General features: G+C 36.9%; 27 protein-coding genes and 1 riboswitch. Of the genes, 2 read left to right on the top strand and 25 right to left on the bottom strand.

The features are described 5' to 3' along the window. Positions 1 to 130: 130 nt before the first annotated feature. Positions 131 to 565: a threonine/serine exporter family protein gene (locus tag FHR85_RS13600; protein WP_167264205.1), complete on the bottom strand. Its 435-nt coding sequence runs from the start codon at positions 563 to 565 to the stop codon at positions 131 to 133. Positions 566 to 631: 66 nt separating this feature from the next. Further along, positions 632 to 1,333 carry a lytic transglycosylase domain-containing protein gene (locus FHR85_RS13595; protein ID WP_167264203.1) on the bottom strand — a complete coding sequence of 234 codons (702 nt, stop codon included), beginning with the start codon at positions 1,331 to 1,333 and terminating at the stop codon, positions 632 to 634. 154 nt (positions 1,334 to 1,487) lie between these two features. Here FHR85_RS13595 and FHR85_RS13590 point away from each other — a divergent pair, with 154 nt between their 5' ends. Beyond that, positions 1,488 to 1,760, top strand: a complete 273-nt coding sequence (locus FHR85_RS13590; RefSeq protein ID WP_167264201.1) for a DUF2624 family protein — start codon at positions 1,488 to 1,490, stop codon at positions 1,758 to 1,760. Between the two features lies 1 nt (position 1,761). Here FHR85_RS13590 and FHR85_RS13585 read toward each other — a convergent pair whose 3' ends face one another. Together FHR85_RS13585 and FHR85_RS13580 are read right to left on the bottom strand one after the other, a co-directional pair. Next, positions 1,762 to 2,652 (bottom strand): deoxyribonuclease IV, encoded by an 891-nt coding sequence (locus FHR85_RS13585; RefSeq protein ID WP_167264199.1) that lies wholly within the window; start codon positions 2,650 to 2,652, stop codon positions 1,762 to 1,764. Between the two features lie 3 nt (positions 2,653 to 2,655). Beyond that, complete coding sequence (locus FHR85_RS13580) at positions 2,656 to 3,981, bottom strand: DEAD/DEAH box helicase (RefSeq protein ID WP_167264197.1); 1,326 nt, start codon at positions 3,979 to 3,981, stop codon at positions 2,656 to 2,658. Between the two features lie 142 nt (positions 3,982 to 4,123). On the opposite strand from FHR85_RS13580, the gene FHR85_RS13575 reads away from it, so the two are divergent. Further along, entirely contained in the window at positions 4,124 to 5,083 is a 960-nt protein-coding gene (locus FHR85_RS13575) for a 4-hydroxy-3-methylbut-2-enyl diphosphate reductase (protein ID WP_167264194.1), read from the top strand. Positions 5,084 to 5,388: 305 nt separating this feature from the next. Here FHR85_RS13575 and guaA read toward each other — a convergent pair whose 3' ends face one another. The 21 genes from guaA to FHR85_RS13470 form a co-directional block, all read right to left on the bottom strand. Then, positions 5,389 to 6,927: a glutamine-hydrolyzing GMP synthase gene (gene guaA, locus FHR85_RS13570; protein ID WP_167264192.1), complete on the bottom strand. Its 1,539-nt coding sequence runs from the start codon at positions 6,925 to 6,927 to the stop codon at positions 5,389 to 5,391. 71 nt (positions 6,928 to 6,998) lie between these two features. Then, positions 6,999 to 7,100, bottom strand: a riboswitch (purine riboswitch). A 29-nt stretch (positions 7,101 to 7,129) separates the two neighbouring features. Next, positions 7,130 to 8,593, bottom strand: coding sequence for an IMP dehydrogenase (guaB, locus tag FHR85_RS13565; RefSeq protein WP_167264190.1), 1,464 nt, complete (start codon positions 8,591 to 8,593; stop codon positions 7,130 to 7,132). 158 nt (positions 8,594 to 8,751) lie between these two features. Beyond that, complete coding sequence (locus FHR85_RS13560) at positions 8,752 to 9,879, bottom strand: Nif3-like dinuclear metal center hexameric protein (protein ID WP_167264188.1); 1,128 nt, start codon at positions 9,877 to 9,879, stop codon at positions 8,752 to 8,754. Beyond that, positions 9,876 to 10,574: a tRNA (adenine(22)-N(1))-methyltransferase gene (locus FHR85_RS13555; protein ID WP_167264186.1), complete on the bottom strand. Its 699-nt coding sequence runs from the start codon at positions 10,572 to 10,574 to the stop codon at positions 9,876 to 9,878. The genes FHR85_RS13560 and FHR85_RS13555 overlap by 4 nt, the downstream gene beginning before the upstream one ends. A gap of 104 nt (positions 10,575 to 10,678) precedes the next feature. Beyond that, positions 10,679 to 11,044 carry a cytochrome c550 gene (gene cccA / locus FHR85_RS13550; RefSeq protein ID WP_167264184.1) on the bottom strand — a complete coding sequence of 122 codons (366 nt, stop codon included), beginning with the start codon at positions 11,042 to 11,044 and terminating at the stop codon, positions 10,679 to 10,681. Between the two features lie 96 nt (positions 11,045 to 11,140). Next, the gene (locus tag FHR85_RS13545) at positions 11,141 to 11,683 is read right to left on the bottom strand and encodes a hypothetical protein (RefSeq protein WP_167264182.1); all 543 of its coding nucleotides are present in this window, start codon (positions 11,681 to 11,683) and stop codon (positions 11,141 to 11,143) included. A gap of 25 nt (positions 11,684 to 11,708) precedes the next feature. Next, positions 11,709 to 12,878, bottom strand: a complete 1,170-nt coding sequence (gene rpoD / locus FHR85_RS13540; protein WP_167264180.1) for an RNA polymerase sigma factor RpoD — start codon at positions 12,876 to 12,878, stop codon at positions 11,709 to 11,711. Between the two features lie 25 nt (positions 12,879 to 12,903). Continuing rightward, on the bottom strand, positions 12,904 to 14,733 hold the full coding sequence (dnaG, locus tag FHR85_RS13535) for a DNA primase (RefSeq protein WP_167264178.1): 1,830 nt from the start codon (positions 14,731 to 14,733) through the stop codon (positions 12,904 to 12,906). Between the two features lie 282 nt (positions 14,734 to 15,015). Further along, positions 15,016 to 15,813 carry a pyruvate, water dikinase regulatory protein gene (locus tag FHR85_RS13530; RefSeq protein WP_167264213.1) on the bottom strand — a complete coding sequence of 266 codons (798 nt, stop codon included), beginning with the start codon at positions 15,811 to 15,813 and terminating at the stop codon, positions 15,016 to 15,018. Positions 15,814 to 15,829: 16 nt separating this feature from the next. Then, a complete protein-coding gene (gene ccpN, locus FHR85_RS13525; protein WP_167264176.1) occupies positions 15,830 to 16,459 on the bottom strand; it encodes a transcriptional regulator CcpN in 630 nt (209 codons plus the stop codon). Positions 16,460 to 16,546: 87 nt separating this feature from the next. After that, positions 16,547 to 17,290, bottom strand: coding sequence for a DNA repair protein RecO (gene recO, locus FHR85_RS13520; protein ID WP_167264174.1), 744 nt, complete (start codon positions 17,288 to 17,290; stop codon positions 16,547 to 16,549). A 16-nt stretch (positions 17,291 to 17,306) separates the two neighbouring features. Further along, a complete protein-coding gene (locus FHR85_RS13515; protein WP_167264172.1) occupies positions 17,307 to 17,447 on the bottom strand; it encodes a YqzL family protein in 141 nt (46 codons plus the stop codon). A gap of 99 nt (positions 17,448 to 17,546) precedes the next feature. Then, positions 17,547 to 18,452 carry a GTPase Era gene (gene era / locus FHR85_RS13510; protein WP_167264170.1) on the bottom strand — a complete coding sequence of 302 codons (906 nt, stop codon included), beginning with the start codon at positions 18,450 to 18,452 and terminating at the stop codon, positions 17,547 to 17,549. A 145-nt stretch (positions 18,453 to 18,597) separates the two neighbouring features. Further along, complete coding sequence (locus FHR85_RS13505) at positions 18,598 to 18,957, bottom strand: diacylglycerol kinase family protein (protein ID WP_167264168.1); 360 nt, start codon at positions 18,955 to 18,957, stop codon at positions 18,598 to 18,600. Beyond that, positions 18,947 to 19,426 carry an rRNA maturation RNase YbeY gene (ybeY, locus tag FHR85_RS13500; RefSeq protein WP_167264211.1) on the bottom strand — a complete coding sequence of 160 codons (480 nt, stop codon included), beginning with the start codon at positions 19,424 to 19,426 and terminating at the stop codon, positions 18,947 to 18,949. The genes FHR85_RS13505 and ybeY overlap by 11 nt, the downstream gene beginning before the upstream one ends. A gap of 18 nt (positions 19,427 to 19,444) precedes the next feature. Beyond that, positions 19,445 to 20,398, bottom strand: coding sequence for a PhoH family protein (locus tag FHR85_RS13495; protein ID WP_167264166.1), 954 nt, complete (start codon positions 20,396 to 20,398; stop codon positions 19,445 to 19,447). Between the two features lie 3 nt (positions 20,399 to 20,401). Beyond that, positions 20,402 to 21,553: a sporulation protein YqfD gene (locus FHR85_RS13490; RefSeq protein ID WP_167264164.1), complete on the bottom strand. Its 1,152-nt coding sequence runs from the start codon at positions 21,551 to 21,553 to the stop codon at positions 20,402 to 20,404. 16 nt (positions 21,554 to 21,569) lie between these two features. After that, positions 21,570 to 21,860: a sporulation protein YqfC gene (yqfC, locus tag FHR85_RS13485; RefSeq protein ID WP_167264162.1), complete on the bottom strand. Its 291-nt coding sequence runs from the start codon at positions 21,858 to 21,860 to the stop codon at positions 21,570 to 21,572. Positions 21,861 to 21,943: 83 nt separating this feature from the next. Then, positions 21,944 to 22,432: a hypothetical protein gene (locus FHR85_RS13480; protein ID WP_167264160.1), complete on the bottom strand. Its 489-nt coding sequence runs from the start codon at positions 22,430 to 22,432 to the stop codon at positions 21,944 to 21,946. A gap of 25 nt (positions 22,433 to 22,457) precedes the next feature. Beyond that, the gene (gene floA, locus FHR85_RS13475) at positions 22,458 to 23,456 is read right to left on the bottom strand and encodes a flotillin-like protein FloA (RefSeq protein WP_424923987.1); all 999 of its coding nucleotides are present in this window, start codon (positions 23,454 to 23,456) and stop codon (positions 22,458 to 22,460) included. Between the two features lie 24 nt (positions 23,457 to 23,480). Next, entirely contained in the window at positions 23,481 to 24,800 is a 1,320-nt protein-coding gene (locus FHR85_RS13470; RefSeq protein WP_243864266.1) for an NfeD family protein, read from the bottom strand. Positions 24,801 to 24,945: the final 145 nt, after the last annotated feature.

Below are 24,945 nucleotides of genomic sequence, written 5' to 3'. Positions count from 1 at the left end.
CATGGACACCCTTGCCTTCGACTATGTGCTTACCGCTACTAGGTCACACTCGGGACTTTCACCCGTTAGAGCTCACCCATGCCAGGCAAACTAAACAAGGACCCGTCAAAATAAGCTGACGGGTCCTTATTTATATCAACGGAAATACAAATAATCGAATAAGAACAGCTACTAATGCTGCTCCAATAGCAATATTACCTAGTGTATTAGCACCACGACGTTTTGCATAAATCCCCATCACTACACCAATTAAAGCGGATAAAAATGTCCAAACAAAAAACGATATAAATGATGCACTTAAAGCAATCCAACCCCAACCAGCGTCAACATGTTCCTCATAATGCGATTCCTTTTCCTCTTTTTTTATCTTATCTTTATCTAATTCGTCTGGATTCATGGTTGCTGTATCACTTGCAAATTCAACATCTTGATCATTTTTATCATTGTGATTGTCAACCATTTTGACACCTGTTACGGGGTCATACGATTGGTTAAATCCATTGTTTTGTTCGAAATAATTATCATCTTGGCTATAGTCTTTTGGTTGTTGATCGTCGTTGTTCATAAAAATCCCTCACTTTCTATAGCTTGTCTATAGTGTGTGAGGGATATCAAAAATTATTCAGTCTGCTTAATTATTATAAGCGACGCTTCGATTTTGTTCTGCCTTTTCTTGAATTTCAACAGCATACCAACTTTCAGCATGTCCATTTTCATCTTGATATTGCTCCAATCCACCAATGCCACGGTGATAAGCTGTTAGAGCTTCATCCCAATTTCCGTACTTTCCATATAAATGGTCTAAATAAACAACCGATAATTGTATACTATAGGTTGGATTAAACAACAACTCTTTTTCATAAGGTAAATTAGCCATGTCAGCAATCCATGGCGCTGTGTTCTCCATAAATTGGGACATGCCATAAGCACGTCCATAATCAGTTGGCGGACCAACTAACTTAGGATCGAATGTGTTCCCTGTTTCTACTTTAAGCAATTCGTATACAATAAATGGGTCGATATCATATGCTTTAGCTTTTTGTACTAAAAACAACGCCCATGATTTATCAAATTCGCCATTACTATCTTCAACCATATTGTTAGCCTGTTGTTCGATTTTTTCCCAGCTTTGATAAGAAAAATCTGTACTCCAGTCTAAATGAACAGATTGCATAGGTTCTTTTTCAGAAGTATCGGCTTGTTGTTCTTGTAGACGATCATTCTCATCTTCCAATTCGTCTATTGTTTGTTCATAATATACATTATTAACGATAAACGCTGTAACAATCAGCATAATCGTAATAAAGAACAAACCATAATGCTTTAACTTCATGCCAACATCCTTTCTCAGCCTGCTTGTATAACAAACGATAAAACTCATCAAACCTAGTCTTTAATTGTTTATGGTCAAGCAGGTATTTTGACTCCAAAGAACACTCTTCCCTTATTCGCATATTAATAAACATCACGACATAAGGAGTGACACGATGATTAAAGAATTAGTTCGTAGACGCTTACATCAGGCAACACCTAATGAAGTCGTACAATATGGTCACGAGTACGGAATTCCACTAACAATGGAAGAAGCATCAGCGCTTTTAAATTTTATTAAAAATGAAAAAGTCGACCCTTTTTCTCAAAAGGACCGACTTAAAACGTTACAGTATATAGAATTGCAATTCGGTAAAGATAAAGCTCATGATGCAGAGAAATTATTAAATCAGTTAGTTGACCAATTCAATATTCACCACTTAATGTAATTTACTGATTCATGATTTTATCTTTTAAATCAGGATCAAAAGTTCCTTCCTTCAACATTTCTATTTCATAACGATAAGGTGGTTTTTTATTTTTCTTATCTGTACCGACGAATGGCGTTTCTAAGATTTTAGGTAAATGTGCCAACTGGTCATGATGTACAACGTAATGTAATGCATCAAATCCAATATGACCGAATCCTATATTTTCGTGGCGGTCTTTTTGGGCGCCACGTTCATTTTTACTATCATTCACGTGGACAACTTTTAGACGATCCAAGCCAATAATTTCATCAAATTGCTTTAAAACACCATCAAAATCATTAACTACATCATATCCAGCATCATGGATGTGACATGTATCTAAACAAACGGATAAACGTTCATTATGCTTAACCCCATCGATAATCTGAGCAATTTCTTCAAAAGAACGACCTACCTCTGAGCCCTTACCAGCCATTGTTTCAAGAGCAATTTGAACATCACGATTCTCTTCAAAGACTTCATTAAGTCCTTGAATGATTTGATTAATTCCGTGCTCTACACCTTCGCCAACATGCGAGCCTGGGTGCAAAACAATTTGTTTTGCTCCAATTGCTTCTGTCCGTTCAATCTCAGAACGTAAGAAATTAACGCCTAATTCATATGTCTCAGGCTTATTTGTATTACCAATATTAATAATATAAGGGGCATGAATAACAATCTCATCAATATTATGTTGATTCATATGCTCTTTAGCTGCCTCTATATTTAGTTCTTCAATTGCCTTACGACGCGTGTTTTGAGGTGCACCTGTATAAATCATGAAAGTATCAGCACCATATTCTACAGCTGCTTCACTAGACCCAAGAAGCATTTTCTTCCCACTCATTGATACATGTGATCCTAATTTCATTGTTTAATCTCCCTTCTTACCTTTCCCTTTACGATATTGATCGCGTTTAAGTTCTTTTTTTACTTTTTCTTGTTCTTGCTTCATTTTCTTTTTATAACCTGGTTTAACTTGTTTTCGTTTTTTAACTTGTTTCCATGCTTTTTGATTCAGCTCATTATCTTGGGCCTCTCTTTTCTTACGCTCATTCCATTTCTTAACGGGTACCCACTCACCATTTTTAATATCATAGTTTTCAAATTGAATACCACGGCCTTCTAATGATTGAATTAAAGCAAGATCATTCTCTTGATAAAAACTCACAGCTGTCCCCTCAAGACCTGCGCGAGCTGTTCGTCCGACTCGATGAATATAGCTCTCTTCATCATATGGCATCTCAGCATTAAATACATGACTGACCCCTGGGATATCAATGCCTCGTGCCGCTAAGTCTGTAGCCACTATATATTCATAACGCAGTGATTTTAAATCTTTAAGTATTCGCTTTCTTTCACGGGGTTTTAAGCCACCATGAATAACACCTACTTCGAGCCCACGGTCCATAAGCTGATCAGCTAACTCATCTGCATGCTCTTTCTTATTAACAAATATTAAAGCAATATAAGGATGAATAAGCTTAGAGGCAGCTTCGATCATACTTGCGACCTCTCGATGTCTCAACGGAATCAATCGATGTTCTAATTGTTCTGGACTCAATACATTTTCTTCAATTTGAATATGGCTCGGGTTTGTTAAATATTTATTTAAAAATGGTTGTAATCCTTTTGGTATGGTTGCTGAGAATACCATCGTCTGTACGTTCTCATGCATGCGATACAAGACTTCATCAACTTCTTCAATCAATCCTAAATCAATTAACAAATCCGCTTCATCAATGACGACACTGTTGATCGTCGATGCATTAATCGTTTGGGATTGCATAAAGTCAAGAATACGACCAGGCGTACCAACAATAATGTGAGGAGGCTTTTGCATTTTTTGTTCTAACCGTTGTTTATCAGTTCCTCCAATAACTAACTTCGATGTCCATGCTTCATTAGATAAAGAAATCATTGTTTTAACTTCTTCATAGATTTGCATCGCTAATTCTCTTGTTGGTGTAATAATGATCTTCTGTGTTTCTTGACGTTCTTCATCAATTTGATCACATAACGGTATTAAATAAGCATGTGTTTTACCTGTTCCCGTTTGAGATTGTCCAATGATGTTTTGTCCTTTTAATGCTTTAGGAATGACACGATGTTGAATATCAGTTGAGTAATCAAACCCTAACTGATTGATCATCCCTAGCATTTCATGTGATAAATCATATGATTGAAAATATTGTTTCATAGTTATCCGAACTCCTTTTCTTCCTAAAATCAATTATAAACGACACACTTTGCAAATGCTACTCATTCAAAGATTTTGTCAAAGTGAGCTATAACGATTATAATAACGAGTAGAGATATATACATGAGGAGGCCATATTGACATGGAAGTCATTAAAATTGCGCCAAGGGGATATTGTTACGGTGTGGTTGACGCCATGGTTATTGCCAGCAATGCAGCAAAAGACCAAAACCTACCACGCCCAATTTATATACTCGGCATGATAGTTCATAATAGTCATGTTACACAAGCGTTTGAAGATGAAGGTGTCGTTACACTTGATGGTAAAGATAAAACACGTGAAGAATTATTGAAAGATATTGATGAAGGAACAGTTGTATTCACAGCACACGGTGTATCTCCCGAAGTTAAAGAAATTGCAGAAGAAAAAGGATTGACCGTTTTAGATGCTACATGCCCGGATGTCACACGAACTCATGACTTGATTCGCGAACATGTAAATAATGGGTATGAAATTGTTTATATTGGAAAGAAAGGTCACCCTGAACCAGAGGGCGCTGTTGGTGTTGCGCCAAATCATGTCCACTTAATTCAATACGATGAAGAAGTTGATGACCTTGATTTACCAGAGGATTCAAAAATTCTTGTAACAAATCAAACCACTATGAGCCAATGGGATGTTTACGACACCATGCTTAGAGTTCAAGAAAAATATCCGCAAACTGAGATCGAACAAGAGATATGCATGGCAACGCAAGTACGACAAGAAGCAGTTGCAGAACAGGCAAAAGACGCTGATTTAACCTTAGTTGTCGGGGATCCCAAAAGTAATAACTCTAACCGTTTAGCCCAAGTATCTAAAGAGAAAGCTGGTACAGAAGCTTACCGAATTGCTGATGTTTCTGAAATTCAGTTAGAATGGTTAGATCAATGTGAAACTGTTGCCGTTACAGCAGGAGCATCAACACCAACACCGATTGCTAAAGAAGTTATCAAATTCATCGAGCAATATGATCCAAACGATGAAGATACATGGGATATTACAAGCAAAGTCACGAAACAAAAGATCCTACCAAAAGTAAAACCTAAAAAACGCGTCTAAAAAATGAAGATGGGACAAAACCTAATTAAACAAAGAAAAACCCGAACGATTTTAATGTAAAATAAATCGTTCGGGTTTTTCTGCTTAAATGACGCTCCATCAAAACACTCCGCTTGCCGCGGGCACGGCTCGAGCCTCCTCAGCCCAAAAGCGTGGCTTGCGGGGTCTCGAGACGCGTGCTGTTCCCGCAGGCGTCTACGTATTTTGCTTCCGCTTCATTAGTGCTTAACTATTATGACGTCCATACATTCGTCTTTCGCACAATTTAATATCCTTCTGTTCCAGCCTCATTTTATTATAAATTTTTATTCCCACTCAATAGTTGCAGGTGGCTTACTTGTAATGTCATACACAACTCTATTGACATGACTTACTTCATTCGTAATTCGATTAGAGATTTTCTCTAGAACCTCCCATGGTAATCGAGCCCAATCTGATGTCATACCATCAACTGATGTCACAGCACGAATCGCCACTGTATGATTATATGATCTTTCATCTCCTTGGACACCTACACTTTGTACGCCCGGCAATGCCGTGAAGTACTGCCACACATCTCGTTCTAGATCATTTATTTTGATCTCTTCACGCAAAATAGCATCCGATTCTCTCACAATCTCTAATTTTTCTTCTGTAATTTCACCTAGAACGCGAATACCTAGTCCAGGTCCAGGGAAAGGTTGACGCCAAACAATATGTTCTGGAACACCTAGTTCTTCACCTAAACGTCTTACCTCATCTTTAAATAATGCCTTTAATGGTTCAATTAATTCTAAATTCATATGCTCAGGTAACCCACCAACATTGTGGTGAGATTTGATTGTTTGTGCTGTCTCAGTTCCACTTTCTATAATGTCAGTATATAACGTCCCTTGTGCTAAATAGTCAATATTCTTTAATTGATCAGCTTGTTCATCAAATACTTCAATGAATTCATTTCCAATGATCTTGCGTTTTTTCTCAGGATCTGAGATACCTGATAATTTATCTAAAAATCGGTCATGTGCATCGACTTTGATCACATTGATATGAAACCCTTCTTCAAACATTTTCATGACGTCATCCGCTTCATTTTTCCGTAATAACCCGTGGTCAACAAAAATACAAGTTAATTGATCACCAATTGCTTTGTGTAATAATACGGCCACAACTGATGAATCAACACCGCCACTTAATGCACATAAAACGTGACGGTCTTGCACTTCTTCTCGGATTTTTTCTAGTTGCATCTCAACAACATGATCCATCGTCCACTCACCTTGGCACCCACAAACATCAAAGACAAAATGTTTCAAAATATCATTGCCATGCTCCGTATGGTTTACTTCAGGATGAAACTGAACACCATAAAATGATTTTGCTTCATGGCTAAATGATGCTATTGGACATGATTCATTGATTGCATTAACCTCAAATCCACTAGGAACGTCAGTCACTAAATCACCATGACTCATCCAAACAGTCTGTTGGTCAGGTAAGCCTTCAAAGAGTTTCGAGGGAACGTTCACATCAATAGACGCTTTACCATATTCACGGTTCGAAGCTTTTTCAACAGTACCGCCTAATTGATGAGCCATTAATTGCATACCATAACATATGCCTAAAATTGGAATGTCTAATTCAAATATAGCTTCATCAATTTGGGCAACATTCGAATCATAAACGCTTCCAGGGCCTCCAGATAAAATAATGCCACTAGGATTTAAATCCTGTAATTCGCGTGCTGTTAAGCGATTGGAATGAAGTTCACTATACACGCCAATGTCTCTTAATCTTCGAGTAATTAATTGGTTATATTGACTGCCATAATCTAATACAATTACTTTTTCTTTAATGGTTGTCATCTGATTATCCCCTTTTTGATTAACAAAAAAATACAATTCAACCTTTCAAAATTAATATGAAGGCAGAATTGTACAGGACAACCCACCTTCATAGTCCAGTTGTTTGAGGCAACTCGGTAGAAACACTTACGCCCTATTCGTAAGTCTATATGAAAGCTTCGGTTAAATTATATAATTGTTAATCGTGTGTTAAATCTTTGCATTAAACCGAGTAATTCGGTGCTTCTTTCGTTACTTGTACATCATGTGGATGGCTTTCTTTAAGTCCTGCACCTGTAATTTTGATAAATTGAGCTTCTTCTCTTAGTTCGTTTAAACTAGGTGAACCACAATATCCCATGCCCGACTTCAGGCCACCAATCATTTGATAAAGGGTGTCGGCAACAGGACCTTTATAATCAACGCGACCTTCAATTCCTTCAGGAACAAATTTCTTATTCTCTTCCTGAAAGTATCGATCATGACTCCCTTTTTCCATAGACGCAACAGAACCCATACCTCGATACGTTTTAAATCGACGTCCCTGATAAATTTCAATTTCTCCAGGACTTTCTGTTGTACCAGCTAACATACTACCAAGCATCACGGCATGAGCACCAGCAGCAAGTGCTTTAACAATATCACCTGAATATTTAATTCCACCATCCGCAATCACAGGAATTTGGTGCTTTCGAGCTTCACTCGCACAATCAAATACTGCAGTAATTTGCGGAACACCAACGCCTGCGACTACACGTGTCGTACAAATCGAACCAGGTCCAATGCCCACTTTAATGACGTCCGCACCCGCTTCGATCAAGGCTTTTGTACCTTCAGCTGTTGCAACATTACCTGCAATAATATTCATTTGAGGGTACTGCATGCGAATCATACTAATAGTATCCAGTACTCCTTGCGAGTGACCATGAGCTGTATCAATAACTAATGCATCGACGCCAGCATTGACTAATTTCTCAATTCGTTTTGATGTATCACCAGAAACACCAACAGCGGCAGCAACGAGTAAGCGTCCTGCTGAATCAACAGCTGAATGAGGATACTCAATGTCTTTTTCCAGGTCTTTAATCGTAATTAACCCTTTTAAAACTTGATATTCATCCACTAATGGCAATTTTTCTATTCGATGTTTTTGTAAAATATGGCCTGCTTCTTCTAACGTTGTATCAACTGAAGAAGTTACAAGCCCGTCTTTTGTCATGACATCAGATATAGCAATCGAATAATCATGAATGAAACGAAGGTCACGGTTTGTAATAATACCGACAAGTTTTAAGTCTTCCTTGTTATTCACAATGGGAACGCCAGATATGCGATATTTACCCATTAAGTGCACTGCATCATATACCTGGTGCTCTGGTGTTAAGTAAAATGGATCCGTAATAACACCGCGTTCTGACCGTTTAACTTTGTCAACCTGATCAGCCTGTTCTTCAATTGACATGTTTTTGTGGATGACACCTAAACCACCATGTCTTGCCATTGCAATGGCCATATCAGCTTCAGTGACAGTATCCATACCTGAACTGATCATTGGTTTCTGCAATTTTAAAGATGGTGTTAATTCAGTTGCGACATCCACTTGATTAGGTATCACATTAGATTCTGCTGGTAAGAGCAACACATCATCAAATGTTAACCCTTCTTTTGCAAATTTGTTCTCCCACACGATTAACTCATCTCCTTTTTTACAACTATTCACCTTAACGATATAACTCAGTTCATAAAAGATATATAGCCAAGGATAAATATAAAAGTAGATTAACAATCGCGTCTGGACATGTCAATGAACTTAAAACAAGTAAAAAGATTTTAAATATTTAAATATTAATCACCAAGAAATTGAAATGGCTCTGTCACTTGATTGGAACTAACAAACGCCACATCATAACCTCTAGATTCAGTACGAGACACTAATTCGTTTTTTAAACCTTCTTTCATCACTTCTTCGACATGATGTCCAGGGTCGATCATTCCAAGTCCCATTCCTAAAGCATCATGCGCCGTATGGTAATAAACATCGCCTGTAATTAACACATCAGCACCCTGCCGTTTTGCTTGATGAATAAATTTATTACCGTCACCACCGATGACTGCAACTTTTTTAACCTTCTTATTAGAACGACCCACAAAACGAAGTTGTGGAACATTGAAGGCTTTCTTAACTGTTTGAGCAAATTGCTCTAATGTCGTTGTTTCATTTAGTGTTGCCATACGACCAAGACCTAATGGTTCGCCATCTAACTCTAAAGGATAAACATCGTATGCCATTTCTTCATAAGGATGTGCTTCATTAGCTTGATCGATCACATCTTGTAATATAGAAGCTGGAACGACCGTTTCCATACGTAATTCCTGGACTTTTTCTAGTTCATTTGCAGAGCCAATATAAGGATTCGTTCCTTCTTGTGGTTTAAATGTACCGAACCCTTCACTATTAAAGGTACAATGACTATACTGACCAATATGCCCTGCTCCTGCTTCAGCTAACGCGTTTCGTAATTCATCTTCATGTGATGTCGGTACAAAAACAACCATTTTATACAAAGTGTCTTGCGTAGTTGGAACAACAACACCTTCTGGTTGTAATCCTAATTGTTCCATCAACCAATCATTTACTCCACCTTGCGCAATATCTAAATTGGTGTGAGCTGCATATACAGTAATATCATGCTTGACTAGTTTATTAATGATTTTCCCTTTTTCATCATTTGTGTTAATCGATTTTAAAGGTTTAAAAATAAATGGATGATGAGCAATAATTAAATCAACATTTTGTTCAATGGCTTCATCAACTACGTTTTCTAGTACGTCTAACGAAATCATGACCTTTTCAACCGAACTATTTAAGTCTCCAACTTGTAAGCCAATCGGATCGCCCTCAAAAGCTAAACTTTTCGGTGCAAAAGATTCTAAAACATTAATAATATCTTTTGCTTGTACTTTCTGTGTCATAGATCTAACGCCTCCTCAATCCATAATAACTCTTCTTGAAATCGTTTGATTTTATCTAGATTTGGTTCTTTAGCTTTGTGCATTTCATCGACAATGAGTTGTTGTTTTTTATAGACACGAAGCCATTTCTCATAAAACGCTTGATTAGGTTGGTTAAGCATCAATGGTCCTAAATAAATTTCTTTATCAGAATAATGCACTGATGATTCACTGTGATTTAGCACTATTATATCGTAATAATAACCATCTTCCTCGAGTACATTTTCATACTCGATATGGTAACCATAATCATTAGCAAATTGTCTGATTAAATGGGTATCAATATTTGGTTGCAAAATAAGGGTTTCTTGACCACTTAATTTAGATATACCTTCAGTTAAAATATGCGTAATCAAAGCTCCACCCATCCCTGCAATCGTTACACAATCAACTTCTCCAAAATCAATGACAGATAAACCATCACCTAAACGAACATCGATTCGATCACTTAATTGCCAATGATTGACATGGTTTATAGCTGCTTGCTTAGGCCCATCATTAACTTCACCAGCAATTGCTTTTAAATCGGGATTTTCAAGGCAGATTTGACATGGTAAATAAGCATGATCTGAACCAATATCAGCAACTACATTACATGATTTCGGTATAAGTTGTTTCACTGTATTTAAACGTTTTGATAAAGGCATCGTCTTCATTATGAATCTCCTTCTACAACATTGATGTAAACAAAACAAAAGTCCAGAAACTGTTGTCTGTATCATTCTTACAAACACGCTTCTGGACTTCAATCATTTCGACACTATTGTTCTGATAACCATTCGGCCATCATTTGAGCTTCTTCATCATTTGCATAATCACCAGTCATCAAGGAACTACCTTCAACACCATTAGCAATAATATCTTGTAGTTCTTCAACTGAATAACGTTCACTAACGTTCTGTAGTTCAGGTCCAGTGCCGCCACCTAAATCTTCACCATGGCATGACATACAGTTGTTTTCGTAATGTGTTTCTGGATCACTAGATGACTGTTCTTCAGTCTGTTCACCATTTTCTGCATCATCAGCAGATTGCATTTGATTTAATCCAACACCGCTCATCACAATAATAGCTATAATTCCTAAAACGGCAATTGTTGCAAACGGTACTACAGGGTTTTTGCTCATCAGTCTTATCCTCCTTATGTCACCATATATGTATGCATAACTAACTATATTTTACTTTAAAATCTGAGATACTAAAAGAGATAAAATGTGAAATTATTATAAAAAAATCATTGATGCTAATAACATGATACCTACAATTCCAGAAGCTGTTAAATAGTAATAGCGCCAAATGACACCAATTATAATCCATAATATACAATGAACAGCAACAATACTATTCAATATTATACCTTCTCCATATATTGCGCTAATAAACGAAATGGAGCTAATTAATAATATTAAAAATACTAACATAACAGGTATATGAATCATGGACGAAGCTCGTCGTTTAAACCAATAAACATGACCAATTAGAATCAACAAAATTCCAATTGAGAGTGTCAAATCAACATAGACATTTAGATCCATGATGACAGACATTAATAATGAAGCCGGGAGAAGAAGAATTAAAAAGATAAGGTCAATGTAAATCAGCATTTGACGCCGTTTACGTTTTTGGCTTGACTTTTCATCCTCTTCTACCCCTTCACCAAATGTGTAAAGCGCTAATAAGAAATCACAATATTCAGCAGGTAATAATTTCGATTGTTTCCAATGTTTTATTTCATCAATAATGACTTTATTTCGTTCATCATTCACGTGCTGCACCTCCGAATTGGAGAGGTTACTCAAGAAAGTCTTTTAAGCGTTTACTACGGCTTGGATGTCTTAATTTACGTAAGGCTTTGGCTTCAATTTGGCGAATTCTTTCTCGAGTGACACCAAAGACCTTACCAACCTCTTCTAATGTTCGTGTTCGACCATCATCTAAACCAAAGCGGAGTCGCAGAACATTTTCTTCACGATCGGTTAATGTGTCTAATACATCTTCAAGTTGTTCTTTTAATAATTCATAAGCAGCGTGATCTGAAGGTGAAGTTGCCTCTTGGTCTTCAATAAAGTCTCCCAAGTGTGAATCATCTTCTTCACCAATTGGTGTTTCAAGCGAGACAGGCTCTTGAGCAATTTTGAGAATTTCTCTTACTTTATCAGGAGTTAAATCCATTTCTTCAGCAATTTCTTCAGGTGTTGGTTCACGACCATAATCTTGAAGTAATTGTCTTTGCACACGGATTAACTTATTAATGGTTTCAACCATGTGAACTGGGATACGAATAGTACGAGCTTGGTCAGCAATAGCACGTGTTATAGCTTGTCTAATCCACCAAGTTGCATACGTACTAAACTTGAACCCTTTACGGTAATCAAATTTCTCAACAGCTTTGATTAAGCCCATATTACCTTCTTGAATCAAGTCAAGAAATAGCATCCCTCGGCCAACATAACGTTTTGCAATACTCACCACTAAACGTAAGTTAGCTTCAGACAAACGACGTTTAGCCTCTTCGTCACCTTGTTCAATTCTAGTCGCTAAATCGATTTCTTCATCAGCAGATAACAGATCGACACGACCAATTTCTTTTAGATACATGCGAACAGGATCATTAATTTTAACGCCTGGAGGAACGCTTAGATCCGTTAAGTCAAGATCTTCTTCTTTCGTGATTTTTTGCAAATTAGGGTCATCATTTTCGCCGACAATATCGATTCCTTGATCAGCTAGGGTTTCATAGAAGTCATCCATTTGTTCAGAATCTAGATCAAAATGACCTAATTTATCTGCAATCTCCTCATAAACGAGGACACCTCGTTTTTTACCTGTTTCAAGTAATTGCTCTTTTGTTTGATCTAATGTTAGTTCTTGTTCTTGCTCTTGGTCTTGACCTTGTGTTTGTTCTTGGTCCTGATTCTGCTGTTGTTCTGCTTCTTGTGATTCGATTGGCTTCTCAGCCATGCTACCCCTCCTTCCAAACTGGTCGCTATAGCTTGGATTTATTACTTTTCTTTCTCAATTCCAATATTTTCATACCTATTCTTGCTGCGGATTTAGGATCGTTTTCTTTCTCAGCATTTTTAAGCATCGTTTCTAATGAACGAATTTCCTGATCTACATCCGCTTCTTTTAGAATGGCAAATAAATAATCATCTAGTTCTTCTCGTTCTAACGTATCACTAATGGATATAAGTGCTAATGAAGACACCAGTTGTCTTAAAGATTCTTCTGGTAAACGCTCCATAAAACGACTAACATTAGGATCATTGCCCTCTTCATAATATGCATAGAGATAAGTCACTAACACTTGATGCTCTTGCATGTTGAACTTAGAACCTAAACGTTCTTGAACTTGCTCAGCAACATAACGATTTTGTAACATATGAGCTAATAATTGTCGTTCTGCATTTTGGAATGCAGGATATATAGCTTCTTGTCGTTTGGGTCTTCGACTCGATTGAGTATCAGACTTAGCACGTTTAGCTTGTTCATGACGGCGTTCATTTATTCTTCTGCGTTCTGCAATCTCATCTTCCAATGTCTCGCGGTATAAATTAAAGTTTTCTTCCAGCTGCTTTAAATATACGTCTCGTTCCACTGCGTGATCCACGGTTGCTATTAAATCGAGTGCTTTTTCAATATACGTCAGTTGATCTTGCTGAACATGTAAATTATAGTCTTTCTTGATAAAGTTCAACATAAACGCAACATATGGCTCAGCAGTACCCAAAACTTGATTTTGAAACTTATCTTCACCGTAAGATTGAATGAAATCATCTGGATCCATTTGGTAAGGTATATTTGCAACTAAGACTTGTAGTCCAGCTTGTCTCGCAACTTCTGCAGCCCGCTGGCTCGCTTCTCTTCCAGGTTGATCTCCATCAAAACAAATAATCACTTTTGATACATAACGCGAAAGTAAGCGAGCCTGATACTCTGTTAGGCTTGTTCCTAATGTGGCTACGCCATGCTTTATTCCTGCTTGACTTGCTTTAATGACATCTGCGTAACCTTCAAAGAGGATGATTTCATCTTGTTTTTGAGCGGGTTTACGAGCTTGATGAAAGTTGTATAATAATTTACTTTTTTGGAAAAGCTTAGAGTCAGGGCTGTTTAAATATTTGGGTTCAACCCCATCTTCAATTGCACGACCACCAAAACCAACAATTTTCCCTTGATGGTTGTGTATCGGAAATAAAACTCGACCTTGAAAGCGGTCAATGATGGTATTCCCGTCTCGTTGACTTAATAAACCTATATCAACTAGGCTTTGGAGCTCAAATCCTTTTTGTTCTAAAAATGAAACCAAAAACTGACTTTTATAAGGTGAATAGCCTAATTGAAACTCTTCGATATCCTGATCCTGAAATCCTCTTTCTTTTAAATACTTAAGCGCATCTTTACCATCATCCGTATATCGTAATACATGATGAAACAACCGACCAGCCCATTCATAAGCATTAATAGCTGATTGTTCTGTTTCAGATAATGTTGTTTCATTTGAGCCAGGCATATATTGATCTGGAATCGTTTCACCACTTCGTTTAGCTAAAGCTTGAACAGCTTCAACAAATGATAATGAATCGAGTTCCATCACAAAATTGATTACATTTCCACCTTTTCCACACCCAAAACAATGAAAAATTTGTTTATCAGGTGAAACAGAAAAAGATGGTGTATTCTCACCGTGAAACGGACAAAGACCAAAATAATTTCGGCCTTTATGAGTTAGTTGTATATGCTCACCAATCACATCAACAATATCATTCTGTGATACGATTTGATCAATGAGTTCTTCTGGTATTTTTTCTTGCATATACATCACCATATCTATAATTATTCGATAGAAGTTTTTAAATCCCTTCAACTTTCGACAGTTTTATTACCCTTTATATCCAGAATTCTATTTAAAACCTCTAGAATTAAATTTGTTATTTAATTTTATAGACATAAAGTGATAAATTTCACCACAAGTATGCATTATAACCTAAAATTTCAGTAAACGCTATTAGTTTGTTTAAATTTTATACACTGAATATTTCTTACAACATAATAAATCGGCCCGTCTATATTTGACGAGCCGATTTATAATATTGTTTCACCTTATAGTATTCAAAATAGCGTTGGCAGTTTCTTCAACTGCTTTAGTTGAAACATTGATGGTTCGACACCCAATTTTATCAACGATCTTATTAAAATAGTCAATTTCTTCTTGAATACGTTCTTCTTTAGCGTAATTGGCGCTTCCGTCTAAACCAAGCGACCTTAATCGTTCTGTTCGAATATGGTTTAATTGTTCGGAATCAATATTCAATCCAATACACTTACTTGGATGCACTTGAAATAATTCTTCAGGTGGTTCGACTTCCGGAACAATAGGGACATTAGCAACTTTTAATTGTTTATGTGCTAAAAACTGAGATAAAGGTGTTTTAGAAGTTCTTGACACTCCAATTAATACAAGGTCAGCTTTTAAAATACCTTTTGCATCCCGACCATCATCGTACTTAACCGCAAATTCAATCGCTTCAATTCGTTTATAATAATCTTCATCTAGTTTATGAACTAAACCTGGCTGTAAAGCAGGTTGTTCATCTAAATACCCCTTTAAATTTTCAATCAAAGGGCCCATCAAATCCATTGCTACAACTTGATTTTCTTCTGCTTTTGTTTTTATGCGTTCACGAAATTCTGTTTTAACAAGTGTATAGGCGATTAAACCTTCACTTTCTTTTGCCGTTTGGACCGCTTCATCTAATGTCTCTAAGTCTTCTACATAAGGTATACGTTGGATCCGCATTTCTGAGTTAGTAAACTGACTCACTGCAGCTTTTACCATTAGTTCAGCAGTCTCACCAACGGAGTCTGAAACTATATAAAACGTTTTTGGGTTCATCACTCACCGCCCCCTTTTAAATACGATCTTGGTTAACTAAACCTACAAATGCTTTCGTGATATTGGTTTTCGTTAATCGGCCAATCACTTCTAATCCTCGCTCATGCTCTTGAACGACAGGTAAAGCATCTATCTGATTCTCTATCAGTTTTATACTAGCATCTAGAAGTAAATCATCCTTTTGACACACCTTAATTTTTGGTAATCGTGTCATAATGATATGTACTGGTACTTCCGTTAAGTCTTGTTGTCCCATACTTGTTCTTAATAAGTCTTTTCGAGACAGTACACCTACTAAGATTCCATGTTGATCCACTACGAATAAAGTCCCCACATCCTCTAAAAACATAGTCGTAATGGCATCATAAGCATGGGCTTGATCGTTAACAACAACTGGTACTGAATAATGATCACGAACGGATAACTTTTTAATTTTATCAGTTAGTAATTCGCTTCCCGTTTTACCTGTATAGAAATAACCAACACGAGGCCTAGCATCCAAAAATCCAGCCATTGTTAAGATAGCTAAATCAGGACGTAACGTTGCCCGTGTTAAATTTAATTCATCTGCGATATTCTCACCTGTAATTGGCCCTCGCTCTTTCACTATATCGACAATTAATTCCTGTCTTTCAGATAAATCCAATTTCTTTCACCACCTCATAAAGGTCCTCACAACATGAATATTATACACTATTTCTTTATATAGTTAAAGAAAGTATAACACATTTAACTATTCTTGCTGCAAATCATTCATTTGTTGTAGAAATCGCTTCGATTTAATAGTGAATCCACCATAATAATCGTAATATTGATTTAAGATATGTTTGATTGCTTCTAGTGTCTCATTCTTAATCGATATATCTCGAATATTTGTGATGCTTCTATGACTCATAATTTTGAGGACATGGTAAAGCTGTGGTGAAATTTTAATGCTATCCGTTGTTCTATATTGACATTGTTCACATACCACCCCGCCTGCCATGACAGAAAATCCAGCAATTGGTTGATCTGAATGGCCATTAACACATTGGTCTACGACTGGTGCAAACCCACCAATATAATACATTTTCATTTCATACATTAAAGCAATAGCTAGTGGTGATTCTTCTTCCATTCTTTCTAAGCTTACTAATAACTCTTTGAACAAAGCTTGGTTTGGGCTTCTTTCATCTAGTAATTTAGTCGTTAACTCAGCAATATATGTAGCGTATGCTGTTAACATGATATCTTCCCGAATATGCCGCATACTATGTAACACTTCGCCTTGATGAACAGTCCCCATTCCTTTGCCCATATAGAGCAAATATTGGCCATAGATAAATGGCTGCGCAACCGCAGCCATTCGACTTTTGTTCTTTTTTGCACCACGTGCTACTGCACTAATCATGCCATATTGTTCTGTTAATAATGTTAAAATTTTATTTGTTTCCCCATAATCTTGTGTTCTAAGCACAATACCATTAATTTGCTCCATATCCTCTCACCTGCTCTTACCTTTTTACGTTAGGTTTAACCGTTGATGCACTTTGTGATGAGGTTAATGCTTTTTGATTAGATTCTAGTTGTTTCATAAGCAAATATGTTTCGACATTTCCGGTTTTTTCAAACAAACTCCAAGGGATGTTAAACATTTTACTCTCCACCTTTCAGTTATTGAACTGAAATCTTCAAGCTTATGTTTCACCGAAATGAAACAGTTAATAAGTTAAAATAATTACCAATTCACACGATTAGTACTCATCTTCACGATAGCCATAGTCACGTAAGTGAAATTGACGATTTCGCCAATCCTTTTGCACTTTCACCCACAATTCTAAATAGATACCAGTGCCTAATAAGGATTCTATATCCGTTCGCGCTTCGGATCCAATTTGTTTTAGCATTTTACCTTGCTTTCCTATTATAATCCCTTTTTGCGAATTTCGTTCCACCACAATGGTTGCTTGTACATCAATCATATCCTGATCTTCACGTTCTTTAATCGAATCAATAACGACTGCAATTGAATGTGGAATTTCTTCGTGAGTATGATGTAACACTTTTTCTCGAATAAATTCACTAATAATAAAACGTTCAGGATGATCTGTTAAATGGTCTTCAGGATAATATTGTGGTCCTTCTGGTAGATGTTTCGAGAGAACATTTAATAGTTCTTCTGTGTTATTCCCTTCTAAAGCCGAGATCGGAACAATGTCTTCAAAATCTAATTGCTTGCGGTACGTATCAATAATTGGTAATAATTCGTCAGGGTGTACTTCATCTATTTTATTAATGACCAATACAACTGGGTTTTTTACTTGTTTCAGCCTTTCGATGATGTATTCATCACCTTTACCAAAACTTTCGTCAGCATTAACCATGAACATAATGACATCTACTTCATTTAATGTGTTAATAGCCGACTGAACCATAAAATCACCTAAACGGTGCTTGGGTTTGTGTACTCCTGGTGTATCAATGAAAACATACTGCGTTTTATCAGTAGTTAACACACCTTGGATCTTATTACGAGTTGTTTGTGGCTTATCGCTCATAATGGCAATTTTTTCACCGATAACTCGATTCATGAATGTGGATTTACCTACGTTTGGGCGTCCAATGATCGCAATAAATCCTGAATGATATTGTTCCGTCATAACTTGTCTCTCCTATTCATAACTTGTTCTTCTAGTTTACTATAAATTAGATAAGATTTCATACAAATGACAAATGTCGTGGTTTTTAGTTCACTCATAAAGCTCTTTAAATAAATAAAACCCGCTGTGAGCGAGTTTTAAATGATTATGAGATGATTTCCCATAATTTTGGTAAGAAAATTAATAAACCTACAGTAAATGCTGTGATTGATGATATTAAGACAGCAGCTGCGCTAATATCTTTAATTTGCTTAGCTAATTGATCATAGTTAGGAAATAACACATCTGTCAGATACTCGATAACAGTATTAATTAACTCAACCGTTAACACGATACCACTGACGACCACAATTATGGCCCACTCAGTTAAACTTATCTCAACCATCCATCCCATGAAAAATACAATCATGAGAATACTGAAGTGAATCCTAATATTGAATTCTTGCTTAATAGCTGTCTTCAATCCAGTTAGAGCATAGCTAAATCCAACACGATTACGTTTCATTTCGTTTCAATCCGAATGATTGTAAAATCGATTCTTGTTTTTGAAACATCGCTTTCTCATCTGCTTTTGTTTCGTGATCGTACCCTAACAGATGTAATAAACCATGTACAGCCAAAAACGCAAGCTCACGATTTAAGGAATGATTATACTCATTGGCCTGAGCTTTAGCTCTATCAATAGAAATGACGATGTCACCTAAATGAACAGGAAGGTCATCACCAACAATATCTAATTCTCCTTCTCCTTGCTCTTCAAGTGCGAATGAAATGACGTCAGTTGCATAATCTTTTTCACGGTAATCAGCATTAATTTGTTTAATGGTTTCATCGTCCACGATTGTGACAGACATCTCTGCCGTTTCTTCAATGTTTTCCTCATTAGCAGCATATTGTAAAACATCTTCTAGCAACTTAATCAGGTCGTTTTCAACAAGTTCTGTTTCATCGATAAAGTCAATTTGCACAAGGATAACCTCCTCAGTTACGATTTAAGCTTCGTACGCATCAATAATGCGTTGTACCAGTGGGTGACGGACGACATCTACACCTTTTAAGTAATTAAATGATATACCTTTCACGCCTGCCAATTTGCCTTCAGTGACCCTTAATCCTGATTGTACACCTTTAGGCAAATCAATTTGAGTGATATCACCTGTTACAACCATTTTAGAGCCAAATCCAAGTCGTGTTAAAAACATTTTAATTTGTTCGGGTGTTGTATTTTGAGCTTCATCAAGAATGACAAATGCATCATCTAAAGTTCTTCCACGCATATAGGCCAAAGGAGCAATCTCAATGGTTCCACGTTCCAATAATCTAGCAGTATGTTCTTTACCAATGACATCATGTAAAGCATCATACAATGGGCGGAGATATGGATCTACCTTTTCCTTTAAATCACCTGGTAAAAACCCTAAACTCTCACCCGCTTCAACAGCTGGTCTTGTCAAAATCATTCGTTTAACTTCACCGTTACGTAAAGCTTTTGCAGCCATAACCACGGCTAAATAAGTTTTACCCGTTCCAGCAGGTCCAATTCCAAACACAAGATCATTCGCTTTCATAGCCGCAACATAATCTCGCTGACCTAAAGTCTTAACACGAATTGGCTTACCGTTCTGGTTTTTAGTAATTTCGTCTTCAAATAAGGTTTCAAATTGTTCAAGCTTGTCTGTCCGTGCCAACTCAATACCATAAATAATATCTCTTTCAGTTACTGTAATGCCCTTTTTAACGACATTTAAAACTTTTTGTAATAAGTCATGCACAAGCTCTATATCTTCTTTTTGACCTTCTATTTTAATCTGCCCACCTCGTGTAATAATATTGACGGGCATAAACTCTTCAATTTGCTTAATATTACGATCATTAGTACCAAACAGGTTAAGTGTATCGCTATGATCTTCAAGATGTAAATTAATGCTTTGTTTATCGTCTTGCATACATCAATCTCCTTGATCAATTATTTGTTTTTGAGCAATATCTTCATGTACTTTAACAAAAATATCTAATTTAACTTTATCACTGTCACGTTCCTCGTGCAAAACTTTTTGATAGACGACGTCGATATCAGAATCCAACTGACGTTTCATTTGGTTTTCGATTTCTTCTTTCAGTTGCTCGGATTCTTCAAATTCTTTTGTTTCTGTTTGTAAAGTATAATGGTCGTGTCGTTTATAGGTAATGGGTAATTCCCAATTCAAAAAATACAATGACTGTTCAGTTGTATACGTTAGGTTGTCCGTTGTAGGGCTAAATAAATCAAAACGGTCAAAAAGAGTTAATGAATAATTCGTTTCTTTATCTCCTGTAAGCATCTCATAACTTTGCTTTAATGGAGAGGTAACTTGAACCCTGTACCACACATCTGCCAAGATCTCTCCTTTGGCATGAACTTTAACTTCGCCTTCTTCATCCAACAAACCAGACACAAGCAGGTCGCCTTGATTAACCGTATCTTGAACATTGACCACAGGTTTACCTACTTCTACAAACATAGATTGGATCACACCTGTTTTAGACGCGATTAAATCAACTGGCTCGTCTGATTTAGGTTCTTCAAATGTTTCAGATTCTTCAACAGTAATCGTAAAAGAAGTTCCCTGTTGATTGATCCCAATATACGAAAGCTCATCAATACGATTCATTACTTCTCGTTCAATATTACTTAGGGTTTCTTTTTGTTGCATCCAGTTTCCCCGTTTTAGACCTAACTCATTTAATGTTTCAGTTACATCATACCGTAACTCTTGTGATCCACCAATGACTTCTACACGCCATATGATATTTGATAATAGTAAGATCAAGATAAATGTTAAACAAACCCCAATGATGACCGGGATTCCAAAATGTTTAAATTGCTTTCCTTTTAATAAACGTGGCCGATGAATTAGTTTCAATCGACATGAATATGTATGCCTTCTACGTTTCATTTCAAAATATGTTTGAGGTGTCACACGCAATGAAAATTGTTCATTATTAATTTGTTTTAAATCTTTAATAGGATGCCCATCACGAGCAATTGACTGAATAAGATCATTTGACTGATTACCATCTACTCTTACCTGAACTAATTTATAGTCATAATACTTGTCCAACTCATCACCCCCTTTTTTATATATTTGACGGACTTCGCCAGCTTACATTTTCAATCTGACCTTCTATTACGATTTCTTCTTTGAGTAAATTTTTTATCACGAGATCCCTTCCAGTCACCACCATTTGATATTGTTGTTGGTTAATTATAATTTCTTGATTCGAAAAGTGACTTAGTCCATGATGATTTTCAATATATAAATGTAGCTGTCCAATCATTGTCACACGGGGATAATCATATACAACATCAACTGGTAATTGCCCATATCGACTTAACCAGTTCCGGAATGGTTTCGGTATTAACTTCATAAACCTTCCCCCTATCAACACCAATATATGAAAAAAGCACAGAATGTATACGCAAGACATCCTGTGCTTTAACTGTTTCATTATTAGGTTTTATTAGCTTTTGATTTGGGTTTACTCAATACTTCAGCCATCATAAAACTTTCGACAATTCGTTTACGGGTAATATTTTCATGAACAGATACACGAGGGATTGAAGACTGATCACTTTGACTGATTGATCCTCGTTTAATCGTATCCATGCTACCTATGGCATCACCATGTACACCACTTGAAGCTGGTTGATTTTCGACTTCTTCTAATCGTTGTCTAGAGTCTTCCATCGCTTCATACCAGCTGGAAGTTTGGTTAGACAAATCATCCATTTTCTCTTGTGCTGTTTGCTGAACTGATTCTTTTATATCACTCACTGTTTCTTCAGAAGATGTGGATGTCTGGCGATTTTGTTCTTTGAACACGGGACGATCACGAGTTTTTTCTTCGTTATCACCCTTCTGAAAAATACTAAATAAACCAGCGAGAATAGCAAAAATTATAAAGATGTTACTGGCGATTAATTCGATTAATCCACCCATATGCAATCACTCTCCTTTAGAGCGATTATTTTTTATCATCACTCTCATCATTTTCGTGTTTGCTTAATTTACCAATCATTTCACGCATATCAGTGTCAGCTAACATGTTCTTATAATTCACGTAATCCATGACGCCCATGTTACCATTTCGTAAAGCTTCGGCAAGCGCTTGAGGTACTTCTGATTCAGCCTCAACCACTTTAGCTTGCATTTCTTGAACTTTCGCAATGTTTTCCTGCTCTTGTGCAACAGCCATAGCACGCCGTTCTTCCGCTTTTGCCTGTGCAATATTTTTATCAGCTTCGGCTTGATCTGTCTGTAACATGGCTCCAATGTTTTTACCAATGTCGATATCAGCAATATCAATAGACAAGATTTCAAAAGCAGTTCCAGCATCTAGACCTTTAGATAACACGTTTTGAGAAATTGAATCTGGATTTTCTAGTACTTTACCGTGATTATCAGATGAACCAATCGTACTTACAATTCCTTCACCAACACGTGCGATGACTGTATCTTCACCTGCACCACCCACGAGTCGATCAATATTTGCACGAACGGTAATACGAGCTTTCGCCTTCACTTCAATACCATCCATGGCAACACCAGCGATAAATGGTGTTTCAATAACTTTCGGATTAACACTCATCTGAACAGCTTCTAATACATCACGACCTGCTAAATCGATTGCAGCACATCGTTCAAAACTTAATTCAATATTCGCACGTTGCGCTGCAATAAGTGCATTTACAACACGGTCAACATTACCACCAGCTAAGTAGTGACTCTCAAGTTGATTCGTTTGTACATCTAATCCTGCCTTATGTGATTTAATTAGCGGATTAATCACCATTTTCGGAACGACACGACGTAAACGCATACCTACTAGGGTGAAAATGCTAATTCGTACACCAGCTGCTAAGGCACTGATCCATAGCATAACTGGAACAAATGTGAATAAAATTGCAATACCAATAATGAGTAATGTAACAATTATTAGTGGATATATATCCATTAATTCCATGATAAAACCTCCATAAATTTTCTCTTATTTTATTTCTCGAACCACAATCCGAGAACCTTCCACTTTGACAATTTTAATCGGTTTATTTCGATCTATGAACTGACCTTCTGTTACGACATCAAGTCGCTCATCGCCAAAGATGGCTGTTCCTGACGGCCGTAAGAAAGTTAAAGCCGTCCCTTCTTCATCAATTAAATCATTTCGAGTTTGATTAGATAGATAACCTTTCTCAGAACTCGTTTGGTCTTTTAAAACAATATGTCTAAAGACTCCACGATTAGTATCTAATTTTTTAAACAAGAAAACTGCCACAAAAATGGCAAGCAAGATAGCTATACTTAAACTGATCGCCATTTGACCAAGATCAGCACCAGATACTAGTAATGCACCTAGAATAGAGACACCACCAATAGCTCCAAATATTCCACTCGGTACAAAAATTTCAATAACAATACAGGTTAGGCCGATTAATAATAATATCATGGATTCATAGCCAGCAAAGCCAGCAATCAAATGGCCGTAGAAAAATAATAATAACGACGCTCCTCCCATGATTCCAGCGACCCCGAACCCAGGTGAATATAATTCAACGATTAAACCAATGCTTGCAACGGATAATAAAATCGAGATTACGACAGGATTGGTTACAAAACGAGCGATGTTTTCAGAAATCGTCGGCTGTGTTTCAACAACCCGAGCCCCTTCATAACCTAATTGATTAATGACATCTTCTCGACTAGTGACTTTGGCTTCAGCATAGCCAACTTCTACTGCTTCATCAGGGCTTAAAGTTAAATATTCTCCTTCACCTGCGTCCATCTCAGGTAAATCAATCGATGGATCAGCCATAGCTCTTGCATATAAAGGATCTCGGTCTTGGCGTTCCGCTGCTGCTTCCATTGCAGCAATCCATGCTGATTGAGCTTTTTCATCTGCTGCTGTTCCATCGCCTGTAATGACACCTGAAGCTCCCATTGTTGAGGCGCTATTCATATATATGCTATCTGTCATTAATGCTATGTAAGAACCGGCTGACAATGCTTGGCTTTTAACGTAAGCAGTGGTAGGCGTATTAGTATCAGACAGTAAACCAGCAATTTCATTTGCAGAATCAACTCTTCCTCCGGGTGTATCGATTTCAAAAATGATATGGTCAGCAAAGCTTTCTTCTGCTTCTGTAATACTGCGTTCCATAAACGCCACTAAGCCGCGCTCAACATCATCTTTAACCGGAACAACATACACAGTATCATTTCCAGATTGTTGATCAGCCATTGATGATGGCATGTTTCCAGCTACTAAACATATCACGGCTATGATACTTAATTGTAGCAAGCGTCGCAATTATGACCCCCCCTTTATTTAAACCGTCACAATTTTACGATAATACAAGCTAAAAAATGGTTCTAAGTCAAATGTTGGGGTGCTCTCTTAAGAGCACTCCTTACTTATGCCATTTGGCCTTGTATATCCTTATATTTATGATGCA

Source organism: Alkalibacillus almallahensis (assembly GCF_011761495.1).
GTDB classification, from domain to species: Bacteria; Bacillota; Bacilli; order Bacillales; family Alkalibacillaceae; genus Alkalibacillus; species Alkalibacillus almallahensis.
The sequence above is the reverse complement of the archived record's forward strand: the minus strand, read 5'-3'. Positions and strand labels throughout refer to the sequence as shown.